Annotated in this window: 15 protein-coding genes; 14 read left to right on the top strand and 1 reads right to left on the bottom strand. The window is 37.5% G+C overall.

The features are described 5' to 3' along the window. Nucleotides 1-451 precede the first annotated feature (451 nt). From AC4BD1_RS08010 to AC4BD1_RS07985, 6 genes are all read left to right on the top strand, one after another. Complete coding sequence (locus AC4BD1_RS08010) at nt 452-718, top strand: phosphocarrier protein HPr (RefSeq protein WP_002287602.1); 267 nt, start codon at nt 452-454, stop codon at nt 716-718. Further along, the gene (ptsP, locus tag AC4BD1_RS08005; RefSeq protein WP_490466232.1) at nt 718-2,445 is read left to right on the top strand and encodes a phosphoenolpyruvate--protein phosphotransferase; all 1,728 of its coding nucleotides are present in this window, start codon (nt 718-720) and stop codon (nt 2,443-2,445) included. Before AC4BD1_RS08010 ends, ptsP begins: the two co-directional genes overlap by 1 nt. A 186-nt stretch (nt 2,446-2,631) precedes the next feature. Then, entirely contained in the window at nt 2,632-3,681 is a 1,050-nt protein-coding gene (locus AC4BD1_RS08000; RefSeq protein ID WP_490485451.1) for an LTA glycolipid anchor biosynthesis glycosyltransferase, IagA/BgsA family, read from the top strand. A 17-nt stretch (nt 3,682-3,698) separates the two neighbouring features. Then, complete coding sequence (locus AC4BD1_RS07995; protein WP_490485450.1) at nt 3,699-4,922, top strand: glycosyltransferase family 4 protein; 1,224 nt, start codon at nt 3,699-3,701, stop codon at nt 4,920-4,922. Between the two features lie 75 nt (nt 4,923-4,997). Then, a complete protein-coding gene (locus AC4BD1_RS07990; RefSeq protein ID WP_490485449.1) occupies nt 4,998-5,885 on the top strand; it encodes an NAD(P)-dependent oxidoreductase in 888 nt (295 codons plus the stop codon). 85 nt (nt 5,886-5,970) lie between these two features. Further along, nucleotides 5,971-6,201 (top strand): YkuJ family protein, encoded by a 231-nt coding sequence (locus tag AC4BD1_RS07985; RefSeq protein ID WP_206899131.1) that lies wholly within the window; start codon nt 5,971-5,973, stop codon nt 6,199-6,201. A gap of 100 nt (nt 6,202-6,301) precedes the next feature. On the opposite strand, the gene AC4BD1_RS07980 is transcribed toward AC4BD1_RS07985, so the two are convergent. Continuing rightward, a complete protein-coding gene (locus AC4BD1_RS07980) occupies nt 6,302-7,237 on the bottom strand; it encodes a GIY-YIG nuclease family protein (RefSeq protein ID WP_490466229.1) in 936 nt (311 codons plus the stop codon). Between the two features lie 304 nt (nt 7,238-7,541). Here AC4BD1_RS07980 and fabT point away from each other — a divergent pair, with 304 nt between their 5' ends. From fabT to fabZ, 8 genes are all read left to right on the top strand, one after another. Next, nucleotides 7,542-7,982 carry a fatty acid biosynthesis transcriptional regulator FabT gene (gene fabT, locus AC4BD1_RS07975; protein WP_067480856.1) on the top strand — a complete coding sequence of 147 codons (441 nt, stop codon included), beginning with the start codon at nt 7,542-7,544 and terminating at the stop codon, nt 7,980-7,982. Nucleotides 7,983-7,991: 9 nt separating this feature from the next. After that, on the top strand, nt 7,992-8,954 hold the full coding sequence (locus AC4BD1_RS07970) for a beta-ketoacyl-ACP synthase III (protein ID WP_490485448.1): 963 nt from the start codon (nt 7,992-7,994) through the stop codon (nt 8,952-8,954). A gap of 60 nt (nt 8,955-9,014) precedes the next feature. Further along, nucleotides 9,015-9,239 (top strand): acyl carrier protein, encoded by a 225-nt coding sequence (locus tag AC4BD1_RS07965; RefSeq protein WP_002287614.1) that lies wholly within the window; start codon nt 9,015-9,017, stop codon nt 9,237-9,239. A gap of 104 nt (nt 9,240-9,343) precedes the next feature. Beyond that, nucleotides 9,344-10,270: an ACP S-malonyltransferase gene (fabD, locus tag AC4BD1_RS07960; RefSeq protein WP_490485447.1), complete on the top strand. Its 927-nt coding sequence runs from the start codon at nt 9,344-9,346 to the stop codon at nt 10,268-10,270. A gap of 2 nt (nt 10,271-10,272) precedes the next feature. Then, nucleotides 10,273-11,010: a 3-oxoacyl-[acyl-carrier-protein] reductase gene (gene fabG / locus AC4BD1_RS07955; RefSeq protein ID WP_206909142.1), complete on the top strand. Its 738-nt coding sequence runs from the start codon at nt 10,273-10,275 to the stop codon at nt 11,008-11,010. An 18-nt stretch (nt 11,011-11,028) separates the two neighbouring features. Next, a complete protein-coding gene (fabF, locus tag AC4BD1_RS07950) occupies nt 11,029-12,264 on the top strand; it encodes a beta-ketoacyl-ACP synthase II (RefSeq protein ID WP_490485446.1) in 1,236 nt (411 codons plus the stop codon). 2 nt (nt 12,265-12,266) lie between these two features. Next, the gene (gene accB, locus AC4BD1_RS07945; RefSeq protein ID WP_490485445.1) at nt 12,267-12,752 is read left to right on the top strand and encodes an acetyl-CoA carboxylase biotin carboxyl carrier protein; all 486 of its coding nucleotides are present in this window, start codon (nt 12,267-12,269) and stop codon (nt 12,750-12,752) included. Between the two features lie 14 nt (nt 12,753-12,766). Next, entirely contained in the window at nt 12,767-13,186 is a 420-nt protein-coding gene (gene fabZ / locus AC4BD1_RS07940; RefSeq protein WP_490485443.1) for a 3-hydroxyacyl-ACP dehydratase FabZ, read from the top strand. Nucleotides 13,187-13,193: the final 7 nt, after the last annotated feature.

Genomic DNA, 13,193 nt, shown 5'->3' with positions numbered 1-13,193 from the left:
TGACCATTTCTGACCTTTGAATTTATTATACTAAAAAAAAGAAGAGAATCAACTATTTTTACTCGAATCAATTCTGTATTTAAATTAGCGTAATAAAGGCATGTCTAGTAGAAAGGATGTTTGAAGCTACATAACAAGTTTTGTTCTTTTTATTAAGAAGGTAGGGAGTAAAAAATTTGTGTGATTTGTCAAAAAAAAGAAGATAAAATACTTGGTAATTGTTGGAAACGCAATCAATGGACGAATGCGAAAGAGTAAATCCAATAACGAAAAGAAAAGAAGTTTAAATAAAATACTTTTCGCTGAATTTGAATGAAAACTGTTGTATCTGTCGACAAAAAATGGTAATCTTTACAAATGAAAGGGTAAAGCTTTATTAGAAATCTTCTGGATTGCTAAAAAAGAAAACCCTCACATAAAAACAACACTCACTTAAAGGAGACCGATCAATATGGAAAAGAAAGAATTTCACGTAGTAGCAGAAACTGGGATCCACGCACGTCCAGCTACATTATTAGTACAAACAGCAAGCAAATTTAACTCTGATGTAAACTTAGAGTATAAAGGTAAATCAGTAAACTTGAAATCTATCATGGGCGTTATGTCTTTAGGTGTAGGTCAAGGTTCTGACGTTACAATTACAGCTGAAGGTGCTGACGAAGCAGACGCTATGGCAGCTATCGTAGAAACAATGAAGAAAGAAGGCTTATCTGAATAATGGTTGAAATGCTAAAAGGGATTGCCGCTAGTGACGGTGTAGCCGTTGCAAAAGCTTACCTGCTAGTTCAACCGGATTTATCATTCAGTAAGACAACAGTAGAAGATACAGATGCTGAAGAAACTCGTTTAGATGCTGCATTATCAAAATCTACTGAAGAATTGCAACAAATTCGTGAAAAAGCAGCGCAAAGCTTAGGTGAAGCAGAAGCGCAAGTATTTGATGCTCATTTGATGGTTCTATCAGACCCAGAAATGATTGGTCAAATCAAGCAAAATATTAAAGATAACAGTGTGAATGCTGAATCAGCTCTTAAAGAAGTAACTGATATGTATATTGGCATGTTTGAAGCTATGGATGACAACGCTTATATGCAAGAACGTGCTGCTGATATTCGTGACGTTGCAAAACGTATTTTAGCGCATCTATTAGGTGTGAACTTGCCAAATCCTTCAATGATCAATGAAGAAGTTGTCGTTGTTGCCCATGATTTGACACCAAGTGACACAGCTCAATTAGATCGTACATTCGTTAAAGCTTTTGTGACTGATATTGGTGGACGTACTTCTCACTCTGCGATTATGGCTCGTTCTTTAGAAATTCCAGCAATCGTTGGAACAAAAGAAATCACTGCTAAAGTAAAAGAAGGCCAAATGTTGGCTGTTAATGGTATCGAAGGTGACGTTATCATCGAACCAACAGACGAACAAAAGGCTGAATTTACTAAAGCAGGCGAATCTTATGCTGCACAAAAAGCAGAATGGGAAAAATTAAAAAATGCTGAAACAGTTACAGCTGATGGCAAGCATTTTGAATTGGCTGCAAATATCGGAACGCCAAAAGATTTAGTTGGTGTTCATAACAACGGCGGAGAAGCTGTTGGTCTTTATCGTACAGAATTCTTATACATGGATTCTCCAGACTTCCCTACAGAAGATGACCAATATGAAGCTTATAAAGCTGTCTTAGAAGGTATGGAAGGTAAACCTGTTGTTGTTCGTACAATGGACATCGGTGGGGACAAAGAACTGCCTTACTTACAATTACCACACGAAATGAACCCATTCTTAGGGTATCGTGCACTACGTATCAGCTTGTCTGAACAAGGTGACGATATGTTCCGCACACAAATGCGTGCATTATTACGCGCCTCTGTTCATGGTAACTTGCGTATCATGTTCCCAATGGTAGCTACTTTGAAAGAATTCCGTGCAGCAAAAGGAATCTTTGAAGATGAAAAACAAAAATTAATCAATGAAGGCGTGGAAGTATCTGATACGATCCAAGTCGGAATTATGATTGAAATTCCTGCCGCAGCTGTTATTGCTGACAAGTTTGCTAAGGAAGTTGACTTCTTCTCAGTAGGTACAAATGACTTGATCCAATACACTATGGCTGCTGACCGCATGAACGAACGTGTTTCATATCTATATCAACCTTACAATCCATCAATCTTACGTTTAATTAAAAACGTAATTGACGCAGCACATGCTGAAGGCAAATGGGCTGGAATGTGTGGAGAAATGGCTGGAGATCAAACAGCCGTGCCTCTATTAGTTGGTATGGGCTTAGATGAGTTCTCAATGAGTGCAACATCTATCCTCAAAACACGTAGCTTGATGAAACGTTTAGATACAACGAAAATGGCTGAACTTGCTGATCGCGCGTTGAAAGACTGCGATACAATGGAAGAAGTCGTTGAGCTTGTAAATGAATACGTAAAATAAGTTTGATTGTTAAGTGTTAGAAATTTTGCTAATTTAGTGAGATTTCTAACACTTTTTTGTTTTCTCAAAATCGAATTAGTTTTTTCAATTGAATCGCTTACTTTTAAAGTTGTTGAAAAATAGGGCTTAAGTTTGAGTGACAGTTTCATGGCTATGTTATACTATAGAGGAGAAGGGGGACGTAAGGTGAAAGTATTATTATATTTTGAAAGTGAAAAAATACTTGCAAAATCTGGGATTGGACGTGCGCTTGATCATCAAAAGCGTGCTTTGTCAGATGTAGGGATTCCCTATACCTTAGATACCAATGACGACTATGACATTTTGCACATTAATACTTATGGTATCAATAGTCATAATATGGTTAACAAAGCACGAAGAGATGGCAAAAAGGTTGTTTATCATGCACATTCGACAGAAGAAGACTTTCGCAATTCGTTTATTGGGTCTAACCAATTATCTCCTGTCGTCAAAAAATATCTAGTGAGTTTGTACCAAAAGGCAGACTATTTGATTACGCCTACGCCATATTCTAAAAGGTTATTGGAAAGCTACGGAATTGAAGTTCCCATTCGTGCGATTTCCAATGGGATTGATTTAGATAAATATCAACCGGATCTTACGAAAGAACAAAAATTTAGAGAATATTTCGATTTATCTCCAAATCAAAAAGTAGTGATTTGTGTTGGCTTATTTTTTGAACGAAAGGGAATCATTGACTTCGTTGAAATTGCGAGAGAAATGCCTGAGTACACATTTATTTGGTTTGGTCATGTACCGATGTACTCGATCCCTAAAAATATTCGAAAAATCGTCAAAGAAGATCATCCAAAAAATGTTATATTTCCTGGTTATATTCGTGGAGATGTCATTGAAGGTGCTTATTCTGGTGCAGATTTGTTTTTCTTTCCTTCCTATGAAGAAACGGAAGGAATCGTTGTTTTAGAGGCGTTAGCAAGTCAACAAAATGTTTTAGTTAGAGATATTCCAGTTTATGAAGGCTGGTTACAAGATGGTAAAAACTGTTATATGGGACGAACGAATCAAGAATTTATTGAGAAAATCAGACAAATAACTGAAAAAGAGATTCCAAGTTTAGTGCAAGCTGGCTATAAAACAGCTGAGGAGCGAAGCATCGAGCGAATTGGCCAAGAACTTCAAAAAGTTTATGAAACGGTGTTGGAGGAACAAGGAACACCTTTAGAGGTTAAAAAAAGTAAATCAATGAAAAGGTAGTTTGGAGGCAAAAAAACATGAAAGTTGGCTTTTTTACCGATACCTATTTTCCGCAAGTTAGCGGAGTTTCTACGTCAATCAAGACATTAAAAGATGAGCTTGAAAAAAATGGTCATGAAGTCTATATTTTCACTACAACAGATCCGAATGCGGATAAATTAGAAAAAGATGTTATTAGAATGCCCAGTGTTCCGTTTGTTTCTTTCAAAGATCGGCGAATCGTTGTGAGAGGCATGTGGTATGCTTATTTAGTTGCCAAGGAGTTGGAACTAGATTTGATCCATACGCATACTGAATTTGGAGCGGGAATTTTGGGGAAAATGGTAGCAAAAAGATTGAAAATTCCAGTTATTCATACATACCATACAATGTATGAAGATTATCTTCATTATATTGCAAATGGTAAAGTGATCAGACAGTCACACGTCAAATATTTTTCGCGTATTTTTGCTAACCATACGACAGGCGTTGTTTGTCCAAGCGAACGAGTGATCGATACATTGCGTGGGTATGGTGTAGTTGCACCTTTACGAGTGATTCCAACAGGGATTGATATCGAAAAATTTAAGCGAGCAGATATTACCGCTCAGGAGGTCAGCGCATTACGGTCGTCATTAGGATTAACTGATGACCAATTGATGGTGCTTTCGCTTAGTCGACTCTCTTATGAGAAAAACATTCAAGCAATTATTCAAGGCTTTCCAGAAGTCATTGCGTCTTATCCAAATGCGCGCTTAGTGATTGTGGGAAAAGGTCCTTATATAGAAGAATTACAGGATTTAATAGAAGAATTAGATTTACAAGAAGTCGTTCAGTTTACCGGTGAAGTCGATAACAATGCAGTGGCTCTTTATTATAAAGCAGCAGATTATTTTGTCAGTGCGTCCACCTCGGAAACACAAGGACTCACGTATACAGAAGCTATGGCTGCTGGTACACCGTGTGTGGTCGAAGGTAACGCTTATTTGAACCGCCTGTTCGATCACGCATCACTAGGGAAGACTTTTGAAACAGACGAAGATTTTGCACAAGCACTTATTCAATATATAATAGATGATATTCCTGGTGATGAAGCGGTTTTAGCTGCAAAACTTTATGAAATTTCATCTACGCATTTTGGTGAAGCCATGATTGAATTTTACCAAGACATGATTATTTATCATGAAGAAGAAATGCGTCGAAAAGAAGAAGAAGCTTCCATCGAGCGAATCAAAATTAAATTAAATTCATTTAAACGATAAATAAAGCAATTTATTCTTAACAAACCTTGATTCTAGCGTATACTAGAGTCAAGGTTTTTTTTAGGAGGTTAGAACATGAAACTCGGATTTATTGGAACAGGTGTGATGGGTAGTTCTATTGTTGAACACTTATTACGTGCGGGATATGAAGTGGTCGTTTATAATCGAACGAAAGCAAAAGCAGATCCTTTAGTGGCTAAGGGAGCTGTTTGGGCAGATACACCACAGTTAGTGGCTGAACAAGGTCAAGTGATTTTTACAATGGTTGGTTATCCAACGGATATTGAGGAAATTTATTACGGACAAAATGGCATTTTTTCAGCAAATATTTCAGAAAAAATTGTGGTTGATTTAACAACTAGTACACCAACTTTGGCAGAGAAAATTGCTCAGACAGCTTCTGAAAAGGGAGCAGCTGCATTAGATGCTCCCGTCTCAGGTGGAGATTTGGGGGCAAAAAATGCTACGTTAACAATTATGGTTGGTGGACGAGAAGATATTTATGAAAAAGTTTTGCCGATTTTTAGAGAGTTTGGCTCAACTTTCACGTTACATGGTGATGCAGGAAAAGGTCAGCATACAAAAATGGCTAACCAAATCATGATTGCTGGTACAATGACAGGTATGACCGAAATGTTAGCTTACGCAGAGAAAAATCAACTTGATTTGAAAAAAGTGATTGAAACGCTTTCTGGTGGTAGTGCAGCAAACTGGTCTTTGAGCAATTATGCACCACGTATTTTACGTGAAGACTATTCTCCTGGATTTTTTGTTAAACATTTTATCAAAGATTTAAAAATTGCTTTAGATGAAGCAGAAAATCAATCACTTGAATTACCTGCTACTAAACAAGCACTCATTTTGTACGAACAGTTGGCTGGTAAAGGGTTTGAAAACGATGGGACACAAGCGTTGATTAAACTTTGGTGGCCGAATGGAAATGTCCCAGAAAAAAAATCGTAAAAAACTTGTTTTTTTCGCGAAAATCAATGCAAGACAGCCATGACTTTGTTACAATATAACAGAAATAAGAAAAGGAGGACCTCCTATGACACATTCACAATTAGTCGCAATTATTAAACGACTGGAGGCTATGGTCGAATCAGCAGACAACGAGTTGCAAGTTCGTCGCTTTGAAAAAGAAGGCGTTGAAAAATGTACAGTAACTTATGATAAAGCAACTGCTACATTTGAATTAACTGAAACAGATACACATCAACAATACGAGTTTGATAATATTGATATCGTTGCGATGGAAATCTACGACTTAATCCAATAGTTTTGCTAATTTAGCGTAAGCTTGTACACAACATAAAAAGACCGAGATGATTATTCGTCTCGGTCTTTTTATGTTGTGCTTTTGAGTGGCTGCTAGATACTCATTGATTATTTATTTTCGGCTGTTCTTTGCTAATCTTACGCTGGTAGCTGAGCAAAATTTGAACAGGATCAACTTCCGCCTTTGTCAATTGTTGTTTTTTTGCTAAAGTATCACTTCCAGCGGTGAAACGAAAATCTGGCAGGATGTCACTAGCCATTTTAGACGTCGTTATTAATTGACCGTAGGAAATCAAATAATATTTTGTTAGCTGTGGATTTGCCGCAACGGGTAAAGCCAAAGTAAGACGAGATGTCTGCAAAAATGTTTTTTGGTTTCTGATTTGTCGGATGAAGGAAGTCATTAGTTCAATCTCATTTTGAATATTACTTGCACGTTCGAAATTGAGAAGTTCAATAAAATGTTCTTGTCGTTGTTTAAGATAAGACAAAATTTTTTTATTTTTACCTTGTAGAAGTCCTTGGATTTCTCTTTTCTTTTGTTGAAAGGATAGTTGACTGATTGTTGGTAGCTGTGTTCGCAAAGCGAGCAAACTAATTTCTTTCAGCCAAGGCATTTGGTAAGTTTCTTCTAAAATACGTAAGATAGTAGGTATTTTTTTATAGGAACGAAAAGGACCAAAACTTTGAGAAGTGGGATCATCCGACAAAACAAAACCAGTGTCAGTTAATTGCAGATAATTATAATTAGTAAAATAGTTCATTTGTCGATTATAGATGGGATGATAGTGTTGAATTAGTTCGCATTCTAAGAGTAACGCATCTAGTTCAGTATCTACGACGACAAAATCAAAATCGACAATGGTATGTATCATTCTTAGTACCTTATTTGAATGTTGCTTGTTTTGTTGAAAGTAACTACTTACACGTTTTTTTAACTGTTTAGCTTTACCTACATAAATCACTGAACCGTGTTTATCTTTCATTAAATAAACGCCAGGAAGAAGAGGTAGATTTTTGACTTTTTCTTTAAGCATAATTACTCCTTTTGTCTTTCAATCAAAAAAACTATAACAAATTTGAAAAAAACAAACAAGAAAACTTCTTTTTTGGAAAATAAACAGAAGAAAAAGCTTTGATAATCAAAATATTTTTTTGAAATGTTTTTTTAATCTATCGTTGTTGAATATCTATTTTATCAATATTTGTAAATGAGTTTTTCCTTAAAATAAACTGAGAATCAAAAAAAATCACTGAATACGGTTGATTTTTGAAAAAAGTTAAGATATAGTTTGAACATCAAAAGATTTGATAATCAAACTAATTAGTGGATGGTGGAACATGGAACCAGATTTGAAAACAGTTAATGATTATCTCGTAAGTGTGTTCAATGATATCTTGACGATCGAAGAGTCTGAGTTGAAAAAATCACAATTCAACGATCTATCGATTACTGAGATGCATACAATCGAGGCAATCGGTATGTATAAGAAAAAAACAACTTCAGAAGTAGCAAAGGAGTTATCGATCACTGTTGGAACCTTGACCACTGCCATCAACAAATTAGTGAAAAAAGGGTATGTTGAGCGTATTCGCAGTGAAGATGATCGGCGTGTGGTAAAACTAGGCTTAACGAAAAAGGGTAAGCTATTATATCGCGTGCACCAACATTTTCATCGAGAGATGGTCAAAAATATTCTGGACGGAATGGGTGACCAAGAACAGCATGCTTTGTTAAATGCACTGAAAAACTTGCATGATTTCTTGCGAGAGTATAAGTGAGGAACGCTAATGGAACAATTTGGAACAATTACGGCAACTGCAAGTGCACTTCCTGAAAGAATCGTGACAAACGATGAACTTTCACAAATGATGGAGACATCAGACGAATGGATCAGTTCACGAACTGGGATTAGAGAAAGACGTTGTGTAACAAATCAAACAACATCAGATCTTTGTTTCCTAGTTGCGCAAAAATTACTAGAAAAGCAAAAAACGCAGCCAGAAGAATTAGATTTCATCGTAGTTGCTACGATTTCTCCCGATTATGCAATGCCTTCAGTGGCTGCACAAGTCCAAGGACGATTGGGAGCAACCAAAGCAATTGCTTTTGATTTGAGTGCTGCTTGTACTGGTTTTGTGTATGCGCTAAGTATTGCTGAAAAAATGATTCGCTGTGGCTCAAAAAAAGGGCTTGTGATTGGTGGAGAAACGTTGTCTAAGTTACTTGACTGGACAGACCGCTCGACAGCTGTATTATTCGGTGATGGAGCAGGTGGTGTGTTATTAGAAGCTGGCGCCACACAAAAATTATTAGTGGAGCATCTAGCAACAGATGGCACAAGAGGTTCTTCATTAACAGCAGGATATCATAAAAATCAAAGTCCATTTTATTCTGAAAAGTCAGAAGGTTCTTACTACTTACAGATGGTTGGACGTGATATTTTTGACTTTGCAGTTCGTGATGTCGCGAAGAATCTAAAAGAAATAACGCAAGAAAATTCAGTTGATTATCTACTTTTGCATCAAGCAAATCAACGAATCATTGAGAAAATCGCTCGGAAAGTCAAAATTCCACAAGAGCAGTTTCTAGCAAATATGGACAAGTATGGTAATACTTCTGCTGCAAGTATTCCTATTTTATTAGATGAGGCAGTTTCCGCTGGGACGCTTCAATTAGGCAGTAATCAGAAAGTGGTATTTACAGGTTATGGCGGAGGTTTAACATGGGGAAGTATCCTCATGGAGCTATAAACTGATAAATGATAAAAATAAAACTATAAAATTGTAAACAATATCGGAGGAATATATCGTATGGTATTCGAAAAAATTCAAGAAATTATTGCAGAAGAATTAGGGAAAGAAACAGAAGAAATTAAATTAACGACAGATATTCAAGAAGATTTAGAAGCTGATAGCTTGGACTTATTCCAAATCATCAACGAAATCGAAGATGAATTTGATGTGAAAATTGAAACAGAAGATGGCATTAAAACTGTACAAGATTTAGTTACTTACGTTGAAAAACAAACTGCATAATCATGTAATAAGGTTGGGGGCTGGGACATTTCCGATATGAAATGTCTTGGCCTTTTTGAATAAATGGATACTTAATCGTCTATCCTAAATTATTGGAGAATATAATGAAGACAGCATTTTTATTTAGTGGGCAAGGCGCTCAATATCAAGGCATGGGTCAAGATTTATATCATGAACCTGTAGTAAAGCAAACATTTGATGAAGCAAGTCAAATTCTTGGTTATGACATGGCAGATTTGTGTTTTACTGAGAATCAGCAGCTAAATCAAACAACTTACACACAGCCGGCGATTTTAACGGTAAGTGTTGCCTATCATCGTTTATTACAAGAACAAGGAATCACTCCAGATGCGGCATTAGGGCTTAGCTTAGGAGAGTATTCCGCATTGGTTGCGAGTGAAGCGCTATCGTTTGAGGAAGCCGTGGCATTAGTGGCTAAACGCGGTGCTTATATGACGGAGGCGGCGCCAACCGGCAGCGGCAAAATGGTCGCTGTGATGAATACACCGATTGAAGTAATTGAAGATTGTTGCCAAGAAGCAAGTCAGTATGGGATTGTTTCAACTGCAAATTATAATACACCACAACAAATCGTTATTGGTGGAGAAGTAGTGGCTGTTGATGCGGCGACGGATTTGTTACAAGAACAAGGCGCTAAACGAATGATTCCGTTAAATGTTAGTGGACCCTTTCATACAGGCATTCTAGCGCCAGCAGCGCAAAAACTAGCGAAGGAATTAAAAACGATCTCGGTTAACGAACCAAAGATCCCAGTGATTAGTAATACCACCACTGAGATCATGACAAAAGAGACAATTCCAAACTTGTTAGAGCGTCAAGTGATGTCTCCTGTTCGCTTTTATGAAAGTATTGAAAAATTAAAATCATTGGGAATTGACCAAATGATTGAAGTCGGACCAGGGAAAGTCTTGAGTGGTTTTATGAAAAAAATCGATAAAACGATTCCTGTTTACCGTGTTGAGAATCAACAAACATTTGAAGAAACTTATCAACGATTATCAGGGAGGTAATTATGAACGTTAGAGGAAAAAACGTTTTTGTCACAGGAAGTACAAGAGGTATCGGGGAAGCAATCGCAATTGCGTTTGCTAAAGCGGGTGCCAATGTTGTCTTAAATGGTCGCAGCGCGATTTCTTCAGAAAAATTGGCTGAAATTTCAGCTTTAGGTGTTACCTGTATTGGGGTATCTGGTGATATCTCTGATTTTACTAAAGCAGGTGAGATGATCAAGGAAGCACAAGAGAAGCTGGGTTCTGTTGACATTTTGGTCAATAACGCCGGAATCACGAATGACAAATTATTACTTCGTATGGACGCTGAAGATTTCAAAAAATGTTTGGATATCAATTTGACTGGTACATTCAACATGACCCAACATGTTTTAAAACAAATGATGAAGAAACGTGAAGGTGCAATCATCAATTTGGCAAGTGTTTCTGGTTTAATCGGAAATGTCGGACAAGCAAACTATGCAGCTAGTAAAGCTGGAGTTGTTGGCTTAACAAAATCAGTTGCAAGAGAAGTAGCGACGCGTGGAATCACATGCAACGCCATTGCGCCGGGCTTTATTGCAACGGACATGACGGATGTTCTATCAGAAAAGGTGAAAGAACAAGTCACAAAACAAATTCCACTGCAACGCTTTGGTCATGTGGAAGATATTGCCAAAGCTGCAGTTTTCTTAGCAGAAAATGCGTACATCACAGGTCAAGTGATCAATGTTGATGGTGGTTTGGTCATGCACGGATAATAGAAAGGAAGATGATTGATGAATCGAGTAGTAATTACAGGCTATGGTGTTACTTCGCCAATCGGAAACGATGCCGATAGCTTTTTAGATAGTTTAAAAAACGGAACGAATGGAATTGCACCAATTACAAAATTTGATGCAACTGAAACAGGAATTACGTTAGCTGGTGAAGTAAAAGATTTCCCTTATGATAAATACTTTATTAAAAAAGACAGCAAACGTATGGACATGTTTTCGATTTATGGAATCTATGCCGCTCTTGAAGCGATTGAAATGAGTGGATTAGAAAAAGAAAAAATCAATCAAGACCGTTTCGGCGTTATCGTTGGCTCTGGAATTGGTGGTTTACCAACAATTGAAAATCAAGTAATTCGTTTGCATGAAAAAGGTGCTAAGCGCGTATCCCCAATGTTTGTTCCTATGTCGATCGCTAACATGGCTGCTGGAAATATTGCCTTACGAGTAGGCGCTAAGGGAATTTGTACATCAATCGTTACAGCTTGTGCTAGTGGAACAAACTCAATTGGTGAGGCTTACCGTAACATCAAACATGGATACTCAGACGTTATCTTAGCTGGCGGAACAGAAGCGACAATCTGTGAAATGGGAATCGCAGGTTTTGCTGCGTTGACTGCTTTATCAACTGCTACGGATCCAATACGTGGTTCCATTCCATTTGATGAAGAGCGTAATGGTTTTGTTATGGGAGAAGGCGCTGGAATCTTAGTGATCGAGTCCTTGGAACATGCAAAAGCACGTGGTGCAAAAATCTATGGTGAAATCGTTGGTTACGGTTCAAATTGTGATGCCTATCATATGACAGCACCAACACCAGACGGATCAGGCGCTTCAAAAGCAATGAAATTGGCAATGGACGAAGCAGGAATCCAGCCAGAAGAAGTGGGCTATATCAACGCCCACGGAACAAGTACACCCGCAAATGACCAAGCAGAAGCAAAAGCAATTCAGCTAGCACTTGGTGAAAACTTCCGAGAAACCTATGTTAGCAGCACGAAATCAATGACAGGTCATTTACTAGGCGCTGCAGGGGGAATCGAAGCATTAGCAACGTTGTTAGCGTTAGAGCACCAATTTATACCACCAACTATCAACGTAGTGAATCAAGATCCAGAGATTGATTTAACAGTCGTAAAAAATGACAGTAAACCTGCTGAAATTACTTATGCAATGAGTAACTCACTAGGTTTCGGTGGGCATAATGCGGTCCTTTGTATGAAACGCTGGGAGGAATAAGTTTGAATATCAGTGAAATTAAAGAATTAGTAACGCAATTTGATCAATCTTCTTTGACTGAATTTGATTTGCGCGAAGGTCAATTTGAACTTTATATGAATAAAAACAATACGAGTCGTGGAGCAGCAACAGCGCCTCAAACAATGGAAGCACCTGCAGTCCAATCTGTATCAGCTAAACCAGAAATCAAACCAGATGAACCGTTCAAGGAACAGTCTGTCGTAGCGGACACGAAGCAAGAAATTGAAGGTATCGAAGTAAAATCACCCATTGTTGGTGTTGTATATTTACAACCTTCACCGGACAAACCAGCTTACAAAAAAGTTGGTGACCAAGTAGCAAAAGGTGAAATCATCTGTATTATTGAAGCGATGAAACTAATGAATGAGATTACCAGTGAATTTGACGGAGAAATTGTTGAAATTCTGGTTGAAAATGAAGAAGTTGTTGAATTTGGTCAACCACTCGTTAAAATTCAGCCAAAATAAGAAAGAGGTAGAAGATGAATATTCAAGAAATCAAAGAAATCATTCCACATCGTTACCCAATGTTGCTGATTGATCGAGTGGAAGAAATGGTTGCAGGCGAAAGAGTTATCGCTAAGAAAAATGTCACAATCAATGAACCTTTTTTTCAAGGGCATTTTCCGAAAGAACCAGTTATGCCAGGTGTGCTGATTGTTGAAGCAATGGCACAAGCTGGAGCGGTTGCCTTATTGTCTTTAGAACAATTTAAAGGAAAGACAGCTTATTTTGGCGGATTGGATAAAGCAAAATTCCGTCGCAAAGTGACACCAGGAGATACTTTATATTTGGAAGTTGAAATTATCAAAGTAAAATCTTCCGCAGGAATCGGGAAGGGTGTCGCAAAAGTGGATGGCAAAAAAGTTGCCGAAGCTGAATTAACCTTTATGATTGGATAGGTGAAAT

Source organism: Enterococcus sp. DJ147D b (assembly GCF_058216655.1).
The sequence above is the reverse complement of the archived record's forward strand: the minus strand, read 5'-3'. Positions and strand labels throughout refer to the sequence as shown.